Source organism: Streptomyces sp. NPDC031466 (assembly GCF_055581265.1).
The window spans coordinates 128,541-143,423 of sequence record NZ_JBVIJT010000006.1 but is presented as its reverse complement, the minus strand read 5'-3'; the positions used below and the strand labels follow the sequence as shown (position 1 = coordinate 143,423).

14 protein-coding genes and 1 riboswitch are annotated in these 14,883 nt (G+C 70.9%); of the genes, 7 read left to right on the top strand and 7 right to left on the bottom strand.

Going from position 1 to position 14,883, the window contains the following annotated elements; all coding sequences use genetic code 11:
- The first annotated feature begins 32 nt into the window (after positions 1–32).
- The 4 genes from ACZ5GP_RS15930 to ACZ5GP_RS15915 all read left to right on the top strand — a co-directional run bounded on the left by ACZ5GP_RS15930 (position 33) and on the right by ACZ5GP_RS15915 (position 3,652).
- The gene (locus ACZ5GP_RS15930; RefSeq protein WP_468751398.1) at positions 33–1,301 is read left to right on the top strand and encodes an acetylxylan esterase family protein; all 1,269 of its coding nucleotides are present in this window, start codon (positions 33–35) and stop codon (positions 1,299–1,301) included.
- A 487-nt stretch (positions 1,302–1,788) separates the two neighbouring features.
- Entirely contained in the window at positions 1,789–3,054 is a 1,266-nt protein-coding gene (locus tag ACZ5GP_RS15925) for an esterase/lipase family protein (RefSeq protein WP_468751397.1), read from the top strand.
- Positions 3,055–3,140: 86 nt separating this feature from the next.
- On the top strand, positions 3,141–3,392 hold the full coding sequence (locus ACZ5GP_RS15920) for a type II toxin-antitoxin system Phd/YefM family antitoxin (RefSeq protein WP_468751396.1): 252 nt from the start codon (positions 3,141–3,143) through the stop codon (positions 3,390–3,392).
- Positions 3,389–3,652: a Txe/YoeB family addiction module toxin gene (locus tag ACZ5GP_RS15915; protein ID WP_468751395.1), complete on the top strand. Its 264-nt coding sequence runs from the start codon at positions 3,389–3,391 to the stop codon at positions 3,650–3,652. Before ACZ5GP_RS15920 ends, ACZ5GP_RS15915 begins: the two co-directional genes overlap by 4 nt.
- 93 nt (positions 3,653–3,745) lie before the next feature.
- On the opposite strand, the gene groL is transcribed toward ACZ5GP_RS15915, so the two are convergent.
- The 4 genes from groL to thrC all read right to left on the bottom strand — a co-directional run bounded on the left by groL (position 3,746) and on the right by thrC (position 8,049).
- Positions 3,746–5,371 (bottom strand): chaperonin GroEL, encoded by a 1,626-nt coding sequence (groL, locus tag ACZ5GP_RS15910; protein ID WP_125513545.1) that lies wholly within the window; start codon positions 5,369–5,371, stop codon positions 3,746–3,748.
- Positions 5,372–5,725: 354 nt separating this feature from the next.
- Complete coding sequence (locus tag ACZ5GP_RS15905; RefSeq protein WP_005315736.1) at positions 5,726–5,929, bottom strand: cold-shock protein; 204 nt, start codon at positions 5,927–5,929, stop codon at positions 5,726–5,728.
- Positions 5,930–6,350: 421 nt separating this feature from the next.
- Entirely contained in the window at positions 6,351–6,626 is a 276-nt protein-coding gene (locus tag ACZ5GP_RS15900; protein ID WP_219690721.1) for a ubiquitin-like small modifier protein 1, read from the bottom strand.
- A gap of 70 nt (positions 6,627–6,696) precedes the next feature.
- Positions 6,697–8,049, bottom strand: a complete 1,353-nt coding sequence (gene thrC / locus ACZ5GP_RS15895; RefSeq protein ID WP_468751394.1) for a threonine synthase — start codon at positions 8,047–8,049, stop codon at positions 6,697–6,699.
- Positions 8,043–8,171, bottom strand: a riboswitch (SAM riboswitch). Its footprint overlaps the gene before it by 7 nt.
- A gap of 173 nt (positions 8,172–8,344) precedes the next feature.
- Here thrC and ACZ5GP_RS15890 point away from each other — a divergent pair.
- Complete coding sequence (locus tag ACZ5GP_RS15890; protein ID WP_468751393.1) at positions 8,345–9,289, top strand: glucosyl-3-phosphoglycerate synthase; 945 nt, start codon at positions 8,345–8,347, stop codon at positions 9,287–9,289.
- A 53-nt stretch (positions 9,290–9,342) separates the two neighbouring features.
- Positions 9,343–10,758, top strand: a complete 1,416-nt coding sequence (locus ACZ5GP_RS15885) for an alpha,alpha-trehalose-phosphate synthase (UDP-forming) (RefSeq protein ID WP_468751392.1) — start codon at positions 9,343–9,345, stop codon at positions 10,756–10,758.
- Positions 10,759–11,112: 354 nt separating this feature from the next.
- Here the strand turns inward: ACZ5GP_RS15885 and otsB are convergent, their stop codons facing one another.
- Genes otsB through ACZ5GP_RS15870 form a run of 3 tightly spaced genes read right to left on the bottom strand, consistent with a single transcriptional unit; the run spans position 11,113 to position 13,543 of the window.
- Positions 11,113–11,985, bottom strand: a complete 873-nt coding sequence (otsB, locus tag ACZ5GP_RS15880; protein ID WP_468751391.1) for a trehalose-phosphatase — start codon at positions 11,983–11,985, stop codon at positions 11,113–11,115.
- 19 nt (positions 11,986–12,004) lie between these two features.
- On the bottom strand, positions 12,005–12,268 hold the full coding sequence (locus ACZ5GP_RS15875; protein WP_468751390.1) for a DUF3263 domain-containing protein: 264 nt from the start codon (positions 12,266–12,268) through the stop codon (positions 12,005–12,007).
- Positions 12,269–12,277: 9 nt separating this feature from the next.
- The gene (locus ACZ5GP_RS15870; protein ID WP_468751389.1) at positions 12,278–13,543 is read right to left on the bottom strand and encodes an ABC transporter substrate-binding protein; all 1,266 of its coding nucleotides are present in this window, start codon (positions 13,541–13,543) and stop codon (positions 12,278–12,280) included.
- Positions 13,544–13,788: 245 nt separating this feature from the next.
- Between ACZ5GP_RS15870 and ACZ5GP_RS15865 the strand changes: the two genes are divergently transcribed.
- Positions 13,789–14,682, top strand: coding sequence for an SIS domain-containing protein (locus tag ACZ5GP_RS15865; protein WP_468751388.1), 894 nt, complete (start codon positions 13,789–13,791; stop codon positions 14,680–14,682).
- Positions 14,683–14,883: the final 201 nt, after the last annotated feature.

Sequence of the window (14,883 nt, the reverse complement as noted above, 5' to 3'; positions counted from 1 at the left end):
AGGCCCTGTCGGCGGATACGTACGGTCAGGGCATGAAGCGGATGAGCGGGATACTGATGGTCTCGGCGGTGTCGGTGGCACTGACGGCGAGCAGCGCAACGGCCGTGGTCGCCAACCCAGCGGAGAGACCCCGGGCCGCCACCGTCGCGCCCGTCGCGGCGGACAGGACGCGGGGCTCGCTCGTGTCGGTCGAGCACCTGCGCACGCTCACCGCACGCGAGGTCGCGGCCGAGCTGGCGGGGGACAAGGCGGGCGCCTGGGACACCGGCGCCGTACGGTACGGCCTGGACACCTACCGGATCGTGTACCGCACAGTCGACGCCCATGGCCGGCCGACGACGGCCAGCGGACTGCTGGCCCTGCCTCGGAGCGGTGAACGGCGGCTGCGGGCCGTGTCCTTCACGCACGGCACCGAACTGTTCAAGGGCGACGTCGCCTCCGTCTCGACCAGCGTCTGGGACCAGGCGCCCGCCCTGACCTACGCCTCCGCCGGATTCGCCACGGTGCTCCCCGACTACCTCGGGTTGGGCTCGGGCCCCGGCCCCCACCCCTGGATGGACGTGCCCTCGGAGACGACGGCCGCCCTGGACATGCTGCGCGCCTCCCGCGCCGCCACGGCGGCGAAGGGCCGGGAGCTGCGGCGCGACGTACTGGTCACCGGCTTCTCGCAGGGCGCCTCGGCGGCCCTGGGACTGGCCCGGTCGCTGCAGGAAGGCGCCGACGGCTGGTTCCGGCTGCGCGCGGTGGCGCCCATCAGCGGCGCGTACGCGTTCCGTGACGCGGAGCTGCCCGCGCTGCTGGCCGGGCGGACGGAACCGAAGGCGAGCGCGATCTACGCGGCGCTGACCCTGGTCGCCTTCAACCGCCTGCACCACCTGTACGACACGCCGGCTGAGGTGTTCCGCGCGCCGTACGACCGGACGATCGAAGGTCTGCTGGACGGCACACACACCGGTCAGGAGGTCGTGGCGGGCACCCCGGACTCCCTCGACGCGCTGCTCACCCCCCGGGGCCGGGCGATGCTGGCGCATCCCACCGGACGGCTGGCGGCGGCCCTGCGGATCGCCGACGGCGTGTGCGCCGACTGGACGCCGCGCGCTCCGGTCCGGCTCTACTACGCCGAAGGCGACGAACAGGCCGTCACCGCGAACACCGCCCGCTGCCACGCCGCTCTGCGCGCTCGCGGCGTCCATGCCCCGTCGATCGACCTCGGCACCCCGGACTACGGCGGCTCACGCCACCTGGGTTCCCAGCAGGCGGGGACCGCCGCCGTGGTGCGGTGGTTCCACTCCCTGCGGTAGGCGGGCCGCCCACCGGCCGAAGCTCAAGCCGCAAGCCCTCTCTTCCAGGAACGGGGGGCGGGACTCAACCCGCCCTTTCTTCTAGCGAGTTGACATGACATCCGCCTGACAGCCCGGCACTCCGACGGCCGCCGGCCCGAGGCACGGCGGGGAGCAAGGGGAGGCACCCCCCGCCCCAGGGACACCCCACCGCCGGTCGCCTTCGCGACATACTTCCGGCGTTCCCGCGCACGGCCGGACGGCCCACCGCACCGCGAGTTGGCCGACGCGCCACAAGGCACCGCCCCGCCCCGCGGTCGTCACCGGCCGCGTCCCAGGCCAGGGCGCCGGTCCCCCTTGCGCCCCACGCGTGAGCGGCCGAAGGCGCCCCTGTCCGAAAGGCCCCGGCCCGCGCCGGCGGCGGGCGCCGCGACCTGCCGCCGCGCACGGTCCGTGCCGATGATGGCACCCCACGTCAGCGGACCGGCACCACCGGAGGGGACCCTTCATGACCGACCGTCACACGACCGGCGAACCGCACGAGCCCACCGACCCGCAGGTGGCACAGGCCTTCGGGACCGCCGCCCGCGTCACCCTGGCCCCCGGCCCGAAGGAGGCGCGGGAAGCGCCCCACGAGGCGCCCGTCCCCGACGACGAGTGGGCGCTGCCCGCCGGGCGGGCCTGGGTGTACCTCGCCGACCCGGCGCGCGGCCTGACCCGGCCCGTCATCCTCGGCGACGGATTCAACACCGGCCCCAGTGAGTTGGCGTACTCCTGGGAGATCCTGGAGCGCGGCCCCTACCCGTTCCTCAGCGCCCTGCGCGGACGCGGATACGACGTGATCCTGCTCGGCTTCGACGAGCGCAGCGCCTCCATCCTGGACAACGCGATGGTCGCGCGGGCCGCCGTCCAGGAGGCCATCGCGCGCCGCACCGGCGACCACCCGCTGGCCGTCGGCGGCTTCAGCATGGGCGGCCTCGTCACCCGCTACGCCCTCGCGAAGATGGAGCACGAGCACATCGACCACCAGACGGCCCTGTACTTCTCCTACGACAGTCCGCACCAGGGCGCCTGGATCCCCCTCGCCCTCCAGGCCTTCGCGCACTACATCCGGCGCCTGAACGCGGCGTTCTCCGACCAGATGAACAGCCCGGCCGCCCGGCAGCTCCTGTGGCAGCACATCGCCGAGTGGGACGACACCCCCGCGACGGACAAGGAGCGCGTCGAGTTCCTCGCCGAACTGGAACGGGTCGGCGGCTGGCCCTCCCGGCCCCGCAAGATCGGCGTGGCCAACGGCGTACGCACCGGAGAGGGCAACGGCATCGCCCCCGGCGCGAAGGCCTTCCACGGCAAGGGCCTCGCCATCACCGGCACCCACCTGCACACCCAGTCCGCCGGCGACGACCGACTGGTCGCCCAGCTGCGGGTCGTGACCCTGCGCAAACCGCGGATCCACACCTCGGGGCTCCCCGAGATCGACGCCGCGCCGGGCGGCACCCTGGAGGGCTTCGGCATCCTCGCCGACGAGCTGAACAAGATCCCGCCGTTCATCGGCCTCGGCTCACAGGCGGACATCCGCGCCCACTGCTTCGTCCCGACGGTCAGCGCCCTGGCCCTGCGCGAGATCGACACCCACGAGAAGCTCTACGCCCCCGTCACCGCCGCCGACGACGAGACGAGCGACCTGGACGAATTTCACTGCGCCTCCCACAACGAGCCCCACACCCTGGTCACCGAGGAACTCTGCACCTGGCTCATGGACCGACTGCCGTAGCGGGCCCGACCGGATCTGGCCTTGCCCGGAGACCCGACGTACACTTTTCTGTACGTACAGAATCCCGTACGCCTTGAGGAGTCCCCATGCGCACGATGACCGCCACCGAATCCCGGAACAAGTACGCCGAGACGCTCAACGCGGTGGTTGACGACCGCGAAGAGGTCATAGTGACCCGCGCGGGGCACGAACCGGTGGTGATCGTCGCGCTGTCGGAGTACGAGTCCCTGAAGGAGACCGCGTACCTCCTGCGCAGCCCGGAGAACGCGCGGCGCATTCTGACCGCCATCGAGGACTTGGAGAACGGCGGCGGCACGGTCAGGGAGCTGCTGGATTGAAGTTCGTCTGGCAAGAGAAGGCCTGGGCCGACTACGTCTGGTGGCAGGAGCAGGACCGCAAGGTGCTGAAGCGCATCAACACTCTCCTCCAGGACATCGCCCGCAACGGCCCCGACGAGGGCATCGGCAAACCCGAGCCCCTGAAGCACGGCTTCCACGGCTACTGGTCCCGCCGCATCACCGACGAGCACCGGCTGGTGTACAAGGTCGTCGAGGATGAGGTCCGCATCGCGGCCTGCCGCTACCACTACGGACGCTGAAGCACCCGGTGCCGGAAAACGCCCGAGGGCGGCACCCCTTCGAGAAGGGGTGCCGCCCTCGGTACGTCAGGACGGTGATCAACCAGAGGTCGATCAGAAGTCCATGTCACCGCCCGGCATGCCGCCGCCGGCCGGGGCAGCGCCCGCCTTCTCCGGCTTGTCGGCGATGACGGCCTCGGTGGTGAGGAACAGCGCGGCGATGGAGGCGGCGTTCTGCAGGGCAGAGCGCGTCACCTTCGCCGGGTCGAGGATGCCCTCGGCGATCATGTCGACGTACTCACCCGTCGCGGCGTTCAGACCGTGACCGATGGGCAGGTTGCGCACCTTCTCGACGATGACGCCACCCTCAAGGCCGGCGTTGACCGCGATCTGCTTCAGCGGGGCCTCGAGGGCCAGCTTCACGGCGGCGGCACCGGTGGCCTCGTCGCCCTCCAGCTCAAGCTTCTCGAAGACCGCGGAGGCCTGGATGAGCGCCACGCCACCACCGGCGACGATGCCCTCCTCGACGGCCGCCTTCGCGTTGCGAACGGCGTCCTCGATGCGGTGCTTGCGCTCCTTCAGCTCGACCTCGGTCGCGGCACCGGCCTTGATGACGGCCACGCCGCCCGCGAGCTTCGCCAGGCGCTCCTGGAGCTTCTCGCGGTCGTAGTCGGAGTCGCTGTTCTCGATCTCGGCGCGGATCTGGTTGACGCGGCCCTGGACCTGGTCGCTGTCACCGGCGCCGTCGACGATGGTCGTCTCGTCCTTGGTGATGACGACCTTGCGGGCGCGGCCGAGCAGGTCGAGACCGGCGTTCTCCAGCTTGAGGCCGACCTCCTCGGAGATGACGGTGCCACCGGTGAGGATGGCGATGTCGCCGAGCATGGCCTTGCGACGGTCACCGAAGCCCGGGGCCTTGACGGCGACGGACTTGAAGGTGCCGCGGATCTTGTTGACGACGAGCGTGGACAGCGCCTCGCCCTCGACGTCCTCCGCGATGATCAGCAGCGGCTTGCCCGACTGCATGACCTTCTCCAGCAGCGGAAGGAGGTCCTTCACGTTGGAGATCTTGGAGTTGACGATCAGGATGTACGGGTCGTCGAGCGACGCCTCCATACGCTCCATGTCGGTGGCGAAGTACGCCGAGATGTAGCCCTTGTCGAAGCGCATACCCTCGGTGAGCTCCAGCTCCAGACCGAAGGTCTGGGACTCCTCGACGGTGATGACGCCTTCCTTGCCGACCTTGTCCATGGCCTCGGCGATCAGCTCGCCGATCTGGGTGTCGGCGGCGGAGATGGAGGCCGTCGAAGCGATCTGCTCCTTGGTCTCGACATCCTTCGCCTGCTCGAGGAGGGCACCGGAGACGGCCTCGACGGCCTTCTCGATGCCGCGCTTGAGGGCCATCGGGTTGGCACCGGCGGCCACGTTGCGCAGACCCTCGCGCACCAGGGCCTGGGCCAGGACGGTCGCGGTCGTCGTGCCGTCACCGGCGACGTCGTCCGTCTTCTTCGCGACCTCCTTGACCAGCTCGGCGCCGATCTTCTCGTACGGGTCCTCGAGCTCGATCTCCTTGGCGATGGACACACCATCGTTGGTGATCGTGGGGGCGCCCCACTTCTTCTCGAGGACGACGTTGCGACCCTTGGGGCCCAGGGTCACCTTGACGGCGTCGGCGAGCTGGTTCATGCCGCGCTCGAGGCCGCGCCGTGCCTCCTCGTCGAACGCGATGATCTTGGCCATGTGAAGTGGTCCTCCCGGACAGGGGTGGAAACGCAAACGGACCGTGCTGGTGCCCGCGACGGACGGACTGCGCACCGTGTGGTTCCTTGCCCCACGCGGCCCGCGGACCTCACCGACCCGATCCAAGTTCTGTCACTCTCACTGGGAGAGTGCTAAGCCCAATGATTAGCACTCGACCCCTGCGAGTGCAAGCGCCTCTCCCGGATCCCGTAGAGTCCCGTGCCGCTTCGGCGAGGTGCGCCGGGGGATCCCGGGGGGCATACCCGCGCCGGGCCGGACGCACACGAGGGGCCCGCACCCCTGATGGGATGCGAGCCCCTCGCGATACTTGCTTCGGTGGTCGATCGCGCCGAGCTAGACGGCGAGCTTGACCATGTCCGCCTGCGGACCCTTCTGGCCCTGCGAGATCTCGAACTCGACTCGCTGACCTTCTTCAAGGGTGCGGTAGCCGTCCATCTGGATCGCGCTGTAGTGGACGAAAACATCCGCACCACCGTCGACCGCGATGAAGCCGTACCCCTTCTCCGCGTTGAACCACTTGACGGTGCCCTGAGCCATGCCTAACTCCCCTATTACTGGCCCTTGCACAGGACCGCACTTCGCGGACCCGGGTCAGACCTCACCCCCCACTGATATGGGGGTGTGCGCCGGAACGCGTCGACCGCCGCTGAATGTATCTGTCCAACTGCCCTCTGCAACAGGTCAATCGGACGAGAAATCCGGGCACGCCTGATCGGTAATATGTGGAGAATTTGCCGAAGTCGGGGCAAGTCGGGCCGGGCAAAAGCCGTAGAAGGCTCGAAAGGGCGACGCGCTTTGGCTACTTCTTGTCGGCAGCGGCCGGACTTCGTATATGCGCCCGACACAAACGGCGAAGCAGCTTCCCCAACTGTACCGCTCTCAACCATGCAGAATTGCCCCCTCCGCTTGTCGTCGGGAGAGGGCAATTCGGGTTATGCAGGGAACTTGCGAAATCGAATCATCCGCCGGCGACGGCCGGAATGATCGACACGCCGGCGCCGTCCGGGGTGGCCGTCTCCAGGCCCTGCTCGAAGCGGACGTCGTCGTCGTTCACGTACACGTTGACGAAGCGGCGCAGCTTGCCCTGGTCGTCCAGGACGCGGGCGGCGATGCCGGTGTGCTTCTTCTCCAGGTCGGCGATGACCTCACCCAGGGTCGCCCCCTCGGCGGCCACCTCGGCCTTGCCGCCGGTGTAGGTGCGAAGGATGGTGGGAATTCGGACGTTCACGCTCATGGGGTTCACCTCGGTAGATCAAAGGGGCGCCCGTCAGGGGCGCAAAGGGGGAAACTCGGGCCCTACGCGGTTAACCGGCCAGGCCCGCGGAACGGAACGCCTCAAGGCTCGGCTTGATCGTCGCGGTGGCCTGCGAGGTCTCGGCGACGGCGTCCAGCGTCTTCAGGCCGTCCCCGGTGTTGAGCACCACCGTGGTCAGGGAGGGGTCGATGAGCCCCGCCTCGACCAGCTTCTTCGTGACGCCCACCGTCACCCCGCCGGCGGTCTCCGCGAAGATGCCCTCGGTCCGCGCGAGCAGCTTGATCGCGTCGACGACCTGCTCGTCGTCCACGTCCTCCACGGCGCCGCCCGTGCGCCGCGCGATGTCGAGCACGTACGGCCCGTCGGCGGGGTTGCCGATGGCGAGGGACTTGGCGATGGTGTTCGGCTTCTGGGGGCGCACGACGTCGTGACCGGCCTTGAACGCGGCCGACACCGGCGAGCAGCCCTCCGCCTGGGCGCCGAAGATCTTGTAGGGCTTGTCGGCGACGAGACCGAGCGCGATCAGCTCCTTCAGACCCTTGTCGATCTTCGTGAGCTGGGATCCGGAGGCGATCGGGATGACCAGCTGGTCCGGCAGCTCCCAGCCGAGCTGCTCGCAGATCTCGTACGCGAGGGTCTTGGAGCCCTCGCCGTAGTACGGCCGCAGGTTGACGTTGACGAAGCCCCAGCCCTCGCCCAGCGGATCGCCGATCAGCTCGGAGCAGAAGCGGTTCACGTCGTCGTAGTTGCCCTCGATGCCGACCAGCTCGCCGCCGTAGACCGCGGCCATGACGACCTTGCCCTGTTCCAGGTCGTGCGGGATGAACACGCAGGAACGGAAGCCGGCCCGGGCGGCGGCGGCGCCGACGGCGCCCGCGAGGTTGCCGGTGGAGGAGCAGGACAAGGTGGTAAAGCCGAAGGCGCGCGCCGCTTCGAGCGCCTGTGCGACGACCCGGTCCTTGAACGAGTGCGTGGGGTTCCCGGAGTCGTCCTTGACGAACAACTTGCCCTGTTGGACGCCCAGTTCACGCGCGAGGTTGTCGGCCTTGACGAGCTTGGTCCAGCCGGGGTTGAGGTTCGGCTTGTCGGCGACGTCGGCGGGCACGGGGAGCAGCGGGGCGTAGCGCCAGATGTTGGCGGGGCCCGCCTCGATCCGCGCGCGCAGCGCCTCGGGGTCGCCGAGGGGAAGGTCGTAGGCCACTTCGAGGGGGCCGAAACACTCGACGCAGGCGAAGATCGGGCCGAGCGGGAAGGTGGTGCCGCATTCCCGGCAGGAGAGGCCCGAGGCGGGACCGAGATCAACGGTCGCGGCGGGGTCAGAAGTCCCGGAGGTCGCGGAGGTCGCGGTGCTTTCGGTGGCGACGGTCTGCACAGCCATGGAGGCGAGGCCCTTTCTCCTCATCTTCCTCGCGACGCATCTCGCCGCGAGACGGAATTGGCACCTTCCCCACCGTGACCTCGCGGTCGGCGGGAGGGTTGCCGGGGCTTCAACGGGCCGTATCCCTCTGCCCCTCTGGATGAGCGGTATTCGATTGTGGGTTTCAGTTGTCGATCTCACGCGGCGACCCCGACATGCGGCGGCGACCGGCGTTGTTCAAGACTGTAACCGACGGCCCGGACCCTTGAGATAGTCGTCCGAACCGCGAGATGGATCACATGACGGCCCGTATGACGGATGACTGGGAAGGACCCTGACCGTGCTGGAAGAGGTCGAGCGCTGGCTGAGCGGGCGTTCCTGGTCGGTGGCCGACCGCCCGCTGGAACGGTTGGCCGCCGCCAAGCGCGCGTCCGGCACCTCGGTGAGCGTCGTCCTGCCCGCGCTGGACGAACAGGAGACGGTCGGCGCGATCGTCTCCGAGATCCGCCGCGAGCTGATCGAGCGGACGCCGCTGGTCGACGAGCTGGTGGTGATCGACTCCGGGTCGTCGGACCGCACGGCGCAGGTGGCGCGGGAGGCGGGCGCGAAGGTCGTCCACCGCGACGAGATACTGCCGCGCCTCGCGCCGCTGCCCGGCAAGGGCGAGGTGCTGTGGCGCTCGCTGCTCGTGACCAGCGGGGACGTCGTCGCGTTCGTCGACGCCGATCTGCGGGAGTTCTCCGCCGATTTCGTCTCGGGGATCGTGGGCCCGCTGCTCACCGACCCCGACGTGGCCTTCGTCAAGGCGATGTACGACCGCCCCCTGGGGGAGGCCGCGGGCCAGGGCGGGCGGGTCACCGAGCTGATGGCGCGGCCCCTGTTGAACATGCACTGGCCGCGGCTCGCCGGCTTCGTGCAGCCGCTCGGCGGCGAGTACGCGGCCCGCAGATCGCTCCTGGAGCGGCTGCCGTTCCCTGTCGGCTACGGCGTGGAGCTGGGCCTGCTCGTCGACGCCCTGCACACGGTGGGCCTGGACGCGCTCGCGCAGGTGGACGTCGGCGTGCGCAAGCACCGCCACCAGGACGGGCAGGCCCTCGGGCGGATGGCGGCGGCCATCTACCGCACGGCGCAGGTGCGGCTCGCGCGCGGCCACCTCGTACGCCCCGAGCTGACGCAGTTCGAGCGGGGTGAGCGGGGTTTCGAGCCGCGGACGTACGCGGTGGACACCCAGGAGCGGCCGCCGATGGCCGGCATCGCGGAGTACGCGCACCGCCGCGTGGCGTGACCGCCGGGCGGTCGCACGTTTGCCCGGCCCCGGGACGGGCTACGTTTGGCCACATGGTCCCCGAGCCCCGAACAGCAGCAGCGCAGGTACTCGTCGCGTCCAACCGCGGCCCCGTCTCGTACACCGTCGGAGAGGACGGGGAGCTGACCGCCAGGCGCGGCGGCGGCGGCCTGGTCTCCGGCCTGAGCGCCATCGGCGACGGCGCGGACGCCCTGTGGGTGTGCGCCGCGCTCGGCGAGGGCGACCGGGAGGCGGTGCGGCGCGGCGTCGCCGAGCCGGGCGTCCGGATGCTCGACATCGACGCGGGCTCCCGCGAGGGCGTGCACACGGCGGCGTACAACGGCATCGCCAACTCGGTCCTGTGGTTCGTGCACCACATGCTCTACCAGACGCCCCTGGAGCCCGCCTTCGGCCCCGAGTTCCGCGCCCAGTGGGAGGCGTACGAGACGTACAACCGCGCGTTCGCCGAGGCGCTGGCGGCGGAGGCGGCGCCGGGCGCGGCGGTCATCGTGCAGGACTACCACCTGACGCTGGTGCCGGGCATGCTGCGCGAACTCCGCGACGACCTGCGGATCGGCCACTTCTCGCACACGCCGTGGGCGCCCGCCGACTACTTCCGGATGCTGCCGGACGACGTGGCCGAACAGGTGCTGCGCGGCATGCTCGGCGCCGACCGGCTCGGCTTCCTGACGGGACGCTGGGCGGACGCCTTCACGGAGTGCTGTGTGCGGCTGCTCGGCGGGACGTCCGGGACGCGCGTGGGCGTGCACGGCCTGGGCGCCGACGCGGACTTCCTGCGCGAGCGCTCGCGGCGGGACGACGTCGAGGAGCGGATGGCGGCGCTGCGGGAGCAGGTCGGCGAGGGCCGCAAGACCATCGTGCGGGTGGACAGGACGGAACTGTCCAAGAACATCGTGCGGGGCATGCGGGCCTACCGGGAGCTGCTGCGGACCCGCCCCGAGTGGCGCGAGCGGGTCGTGCACGTCGCCTTCGCCTACCCCTCGCGGCAGGACCTCGCGGTGTACCGCGACTACACCGCGGAGGTCTCGCGGGTCGCCGAGGAGATCAACGCGGAGTTCGGCACGGACGGGTGGACGCCGGTGCTGCTGCGCGTCGACGACGACTTCGCCCGCTCGCTGGCGGCCTACCGGCTCGCCGACGTGGCGCTGGTCAACCCCATCCGGGACGGCATGAACCTCGTCGCGAAGGAGGTGCCGGTCGTCTCCGACGAGGGGTGCGCGCTGGTGCTCTCGCGGGAGGCGGGGGCGTACGAGGAACTGGGCGAGGACGCGATCCCGGTCAACCCCTACGACATCTGCGCCACGGCCGAGGCGCTGCACGCCGGCCTCTCCATGCCGCCGGCCGAACGGGCCGAACGCACCAAGCGCCTGGCGGCGGCCTCCACGGCACTGCCACCGGCCCAGTGGTTCCTGGAACAGCTCCACGAACTGACAGGCGGCGACGCCTAGCCCGGACGGCCCGCGGGCGGCATGCCTGTCGGTGGCTCCCCGCGGTGCCGGGCGGGGCGCCTGGGCCGGGCTGCCGCCGCCCGGCGATTGCGCGCGTCGCCCCGCGCTCCTTCCCAGGCCGCCGCTTCGCGGCGGGTGTCTCCCACCCACCCACCCGTGCACCCCGCGTCGACCAGCGAGGGCCGGGGCCCCCCGGGGGGCAGGTAGGAACACCCTCGCTGGGAGGCGGCGCGGCACTGGAAACGCTCCCGCGGGGAACCCGCGCGCCGGTGGTCAGGGTGGGTGGGAGGGGAACACCCTCGCCAGGAGGCGGTGCGGTACTGAGGGCGCCCCCCGGGCTGAGGGGTCGCTGGGTCAGGGGAGGTGGGTGGTGAGGGTGGTGAGGAGGGAGACCACTCCGGCCGGGCCGTCCACGACCAGGTCCGCTCGGTCGGAGAGTTCCGTGACTTCCGCGCTGCCGCTGCACACCAGCAGGCCCGCCATTCCCTCCGAACGCAGCTTCTCGACGGCGCCGAAGGCGGGGATGTCGCCGAGGTCGTCGCCCGCGTAGAGCACCGACTCGGCGCCGACCTCCCGCAGGTACGCGGCAAGCGCCACGCCCTTGTCCATGCCCGGCGGGCGCAGCTCCAGGACCATGCGGCCCGGCTCGACGATCAGGCCGTGCCGGTGCGCCAGCTCGGTGAGCGGTCCGCGCAGCGCCTCGAACGCGGCCTGCGGGTCCTGCGCGCGCCGCGTGTGGACGGCGACGGCCCGGCCCTTCTCCTCTATCCACGTACCGCGCCAAGCGCCGATCGTGTCGAGGAAGCCGGGCAGCTCGGCCCGGACGGCCGCGACGCCGGGATGCGGCTCGGCGGCCTGCACCGTGCCGGTCACCGCGTCCCAGCGCTCGGCCCCGTAGTGGCCGAGGACCACGAGCTGTTCGAGCCCCGGCACGCCGGCGAAGCCGCCGTAGCGCACCGCGACGCCCGCCTGGCGGCCCGTGACCACGGCGAGGGACCGCAGACGCGGAGCGAGCGCGGCGAGGGCGGGCACGGCGTCCGGGTGGGCGCGGGCCTGGTCGGGGTCGGGGACGATCGCGGCGAGCGTGCCGTCGAAATCGAGGGCCACGACGGATCGTTCCGGCCGCTCCAGGATCGCGGCGAGGCCCTCCCGCCCCGCGGGCGTCACGGGTTCGGGCAGGCCGGGGCGTCCGGGCCGGTCTGGCTGCGCGTACGTAGAGTCACCCATGGGCCCGACCTTAACCGCGTCATCGCTCTTCGCGCCGGGACTCCCGCACCCGGCGCAGCCGATTGACCGTGATCGGGTCGTGCGCGAGGGCGCGGGGATCGTCCAGCAGGGCGTTCAGGAGCTGGTAGTAGCGCACGGGCACCATGCCCAGCTCCTCGCGGACGGCGCGTTCCTTCGCGCCGGGGCCGGGCCAGTCGCGCCGCTCCAGGGCGAGCACGGCGCGATCCCGCGCGGAGAGCTCCCGCGCGGGCTCCCGCGGAACGGAGGGTTGCTGCTCGGTCATGCGACCACGCTATTCCGCGCTCTCCGCGGTCGCCGCCTTGTTCTGGATCTGGGAGAGGACCGAGGCGGGGTCGCCGTTCTCCTCGACGGTCCTGCCGATGTTCTTCTTCACGTCGGCGGACACCTGCGCCCAGGACGTCTTGCCCACCGGGTACAGCTGCGAGGTCGGCAGCTCCTCGAGGAACTTGCCGAGGTCGGTGTGGCCGCGCTCCTTGGACATCGCGTCGAAGGCGGAGGTCGTCACGGGCAGGATGTCGTACTCGTTGGAGAAGTCGAGCACGTTCTTCTTGCTGTAGACGTAGTCGAGGAACTTGCCGACCTCCTTGCGGTGGCCGTTCTGCTTGAACGCCATCATCCAGTCGGCGACGCCCATCGTGGCCCGCGCCTTGCCGTTGATGCCGGGCGCCGGCACCATGCCGAACTTCACGCCCTTCTTGGCGGCCATCTTCATCAGCGTGGGGTGGCCGTTGAGCATGCCGACCTCGCCACGCGAGAACGCCGCGAACGCCTCGGCGCGGTTCATCTCACCGGGCGCCGTCGGCCCCGTCAGGCCCTCGCCGACGAGTTCGTCCCTGAGCCAGGCGAACGTCTTGGCGTTCTGCTTGGAGTCGATGTCGTACGAGCCGACGTTGTCGGTGTAGCCGCCGCCACCGCTGAGCATCCACATCAGCGTCTCGGCGGGCGCCTCCTCCGGGCCCAGCGGCAGGGCGTACGGGATCTTCACGCCGCGCGCCTTGAGCGCCTTGGCGTCCGTCTGCAGCTCGCCCCAGCTCCGCGGCGGGGTGAGGTGCGCGTCCTTGAAGAGCTTGGTGTTGTAGAACAGCAGGCGCGTGGAGGAGGCGAACGGCATGCCGTACTGGATGCGGTTGACCTCGCCGGCCTGGGCGAGCGGCGGCAGGAAGTCGGCCTGGGTGGCGATGGAGAGCAGCTCGTCGGCCTCGTAGAGCTTGTCCTGCGCGGCGTAGTCGGCGTACGCGCCGATCTGCGCCAGGTCAGGGGCGTCGCCCTTCTTGACCATCTCCTTGACCTCGCGGTCCACGTCGGTCCAGGAGCGGACGCTCACCTCGACGTTGATGCCGGGGTTGTCCTTCTCGAAGCCCTCGACGACCTGTGCCCAGTACTTCTTGGAGCTGTTCGCCGCGGAGTCGCCGTAGTCGGCGGCCACCAGCTTGAGGGTGACGTCACCGGAGTCACCGGGACCGCCGCAGCCGGCGAGGACTCCCACCATGCCCAGTGCGGCCACCGCCGCGGTCAGTCCTGTCACGCGCCGCTGCACAGCTGTCCCACCCTCATTGCTTCCGCGTACTGGAGGCATCTGCGCCCCAGCGCTCTCGAACTGCGATTTTCCCCCGAGTTTCCCCCGAACTCGAACACAAGGTCTACACCAGCCCAGTATCACTTGTGCAACGGCGGCCCCTTCGTGCGACAGGGGCCCCATTGCCGGGCCGCCCCGGGGGCTGCTAAGCACATCACGTCCTCGCACGTATGCACGCACCGCACACCCGGTAGGAGCCTCGTCGCATGTCGCGTACCGCAGCAGAGATCGCCACCCAGCCCGCCTGCTGGCACCGGGCGGCGAAGGCAGCCGCATCGTTCGACGGACTGCCGCGGCCGGGCGAGCGGGTCGCCGTCACCGGGTGCGGGACCTCGTGGTTCATGGCCATCGCGTACGCGGCGCTGCGGGAGGCCGCCGGGCAGGGCGAGACGGACGCCTTCGCGTCGTCGGAGTTCCCGGCCGGGCGGCGCTACGACCGGGTGGTGGCGATCACCCGGTCCGGTACCACCACGGAGGTGCTCGACCTGCTCCGGCAGTTGAAGGGCGCGGTCCCGACCGTCGCGCTGACCGCCGACCCGAAGACGCCGGTCATGGACGCGGCCGACACGGTGGCGGTCCTGGACTGGGCGGACGAGGAATCGGTCGTCCAGACCCGCTTCGCCACGACCGCGCTCGCCTTCCTGCGGGCCGGACTCGGCGACATCCCCGGCGTCAAGTCCGTGGCGCAGGCGGCGCTCGACGCGGAGCTCGCGGTGACGGAACCGCTGCCGGCGGCGGTGGTCGAGGCCGAGCAGTGGACGTTCCTCGGGCGGGGCTGGACGTACGGTCTGGCGCTGGAGGCGGCGCTGAAGATGCGGGAGGCGGCGGGGGCGTGGACGGAGGCGTACCCCGCGATGGAGTACCGCCACGGGCCGATCTCCATCACCGGCCCCGGCCGGGTGGCGTGGATGTTCGGGACGCTGCCGGAGGGCCTCGCGGCGGATGTGGCCCGCGTGGGCGGCGAACTGGTGGCCCGCCAGGAGGCGGACCCCCTGGCGGACCTGATCCGCGCGCAGCGCCTGGCGGTGACCCTGGCGGAATCCCACGGCCAGGACCCGGACCGCCCCCGAAACCTGACGCGAAGCGTGATTCTGGGCTAGCGGGCGGGTCCTTGCCTTGACTGGCGGTGCGCCTTGCCGGGGGGTGCGCCTTGGGCGGCGGGGCGCCTTGCCTGAGGGTGCGCCTTGCCTGGCGGTGCGCCTTGAGCGGCGGGGCGCCTTGCCTGAGGGTGCGCCTTGCCTGGCGGTGCGCCTTGAGCGGCGGGGCGCCTTGCCTGAGGGTGCGCCTTGCCTGGCGGTGCG

Coding starts and splice junctions, on each gene's coding strand:
- ACZ5GP_RS15865 (WP_468751388.1), top strand. CDS start 13,789: ATGTCGCGTACCGCAGCAGAGATCGCCACCCAGCCCGCCTGCTGGCAC.
- otsB (WP_468751391.1), bottom strand. CDS start 11,985: ATGGGTGACTCTACGTACGCGCAGCCAGACCGGCCCGGACGCCCCGGC.
- ACZ5GP_RS15900 (WP_219690721.1), bottom strand. CDS start 6,626: ATGAGCGTGAACGTCCGAATTCCCACCATCCTTCGCACCTACACCGGC.
- ACZ5GP_RS15875 (WP_468751390.1), bottom strand. CDS start 12,268: ATGACCGAGCAGCAACCCTCCGTTCCGCGGGAGCCCGCGCGGGAGCTC.
- ACZ5GP_RS15920 (WP_468751396.1), top strand. CDS start 3,141: ATGCGCACGATGACCGCCACCGAATCCCGGAACAAGTACGCCGAGACG.
- groL (WP_125513545.1), bottom strand. CDS start 5,371: ATGGCCAAGATCATCGCGTTCGACGAGGAGGCACGGCGCGGCCTCGAG.
- ACZ5GP_RS15885 (WP_468751392.1), top strand. CDS start 9,343: ATGGTCCCCGAGCCCCGAACAGCAGCAGCGCAGGTACTCGTCGCGTCC.
- ACZ5GP_RS15905 (WP_005315736.1), bottom strand. CDS start 5,929: ATGGCTCAGGGCACCGTCAAGTGGTTCAACGCGGAGAAGGGGTACGGC.
- ACZ5GP_RS15930 (WP_468751398.1), top strand. CDS start 33: ATGAAGCGGATGAGCGGGATACTGATGGTCTCGGCGGTGTCGGTGGCA.
- ACZ5GP_RS15925 (WP_468751397.1), top strand. CDS start 1,789: ATGACCGACCGTCACACGACCGGCGAACCGCACGAGCCCACCGACCCG.
- thrC (WP_468751394.1), bottom strand. CDS start 8,049: ATGAGGAGAAAGGGCCTCGCCTCCATGGCTGTGCAGACCGTCGCCACC.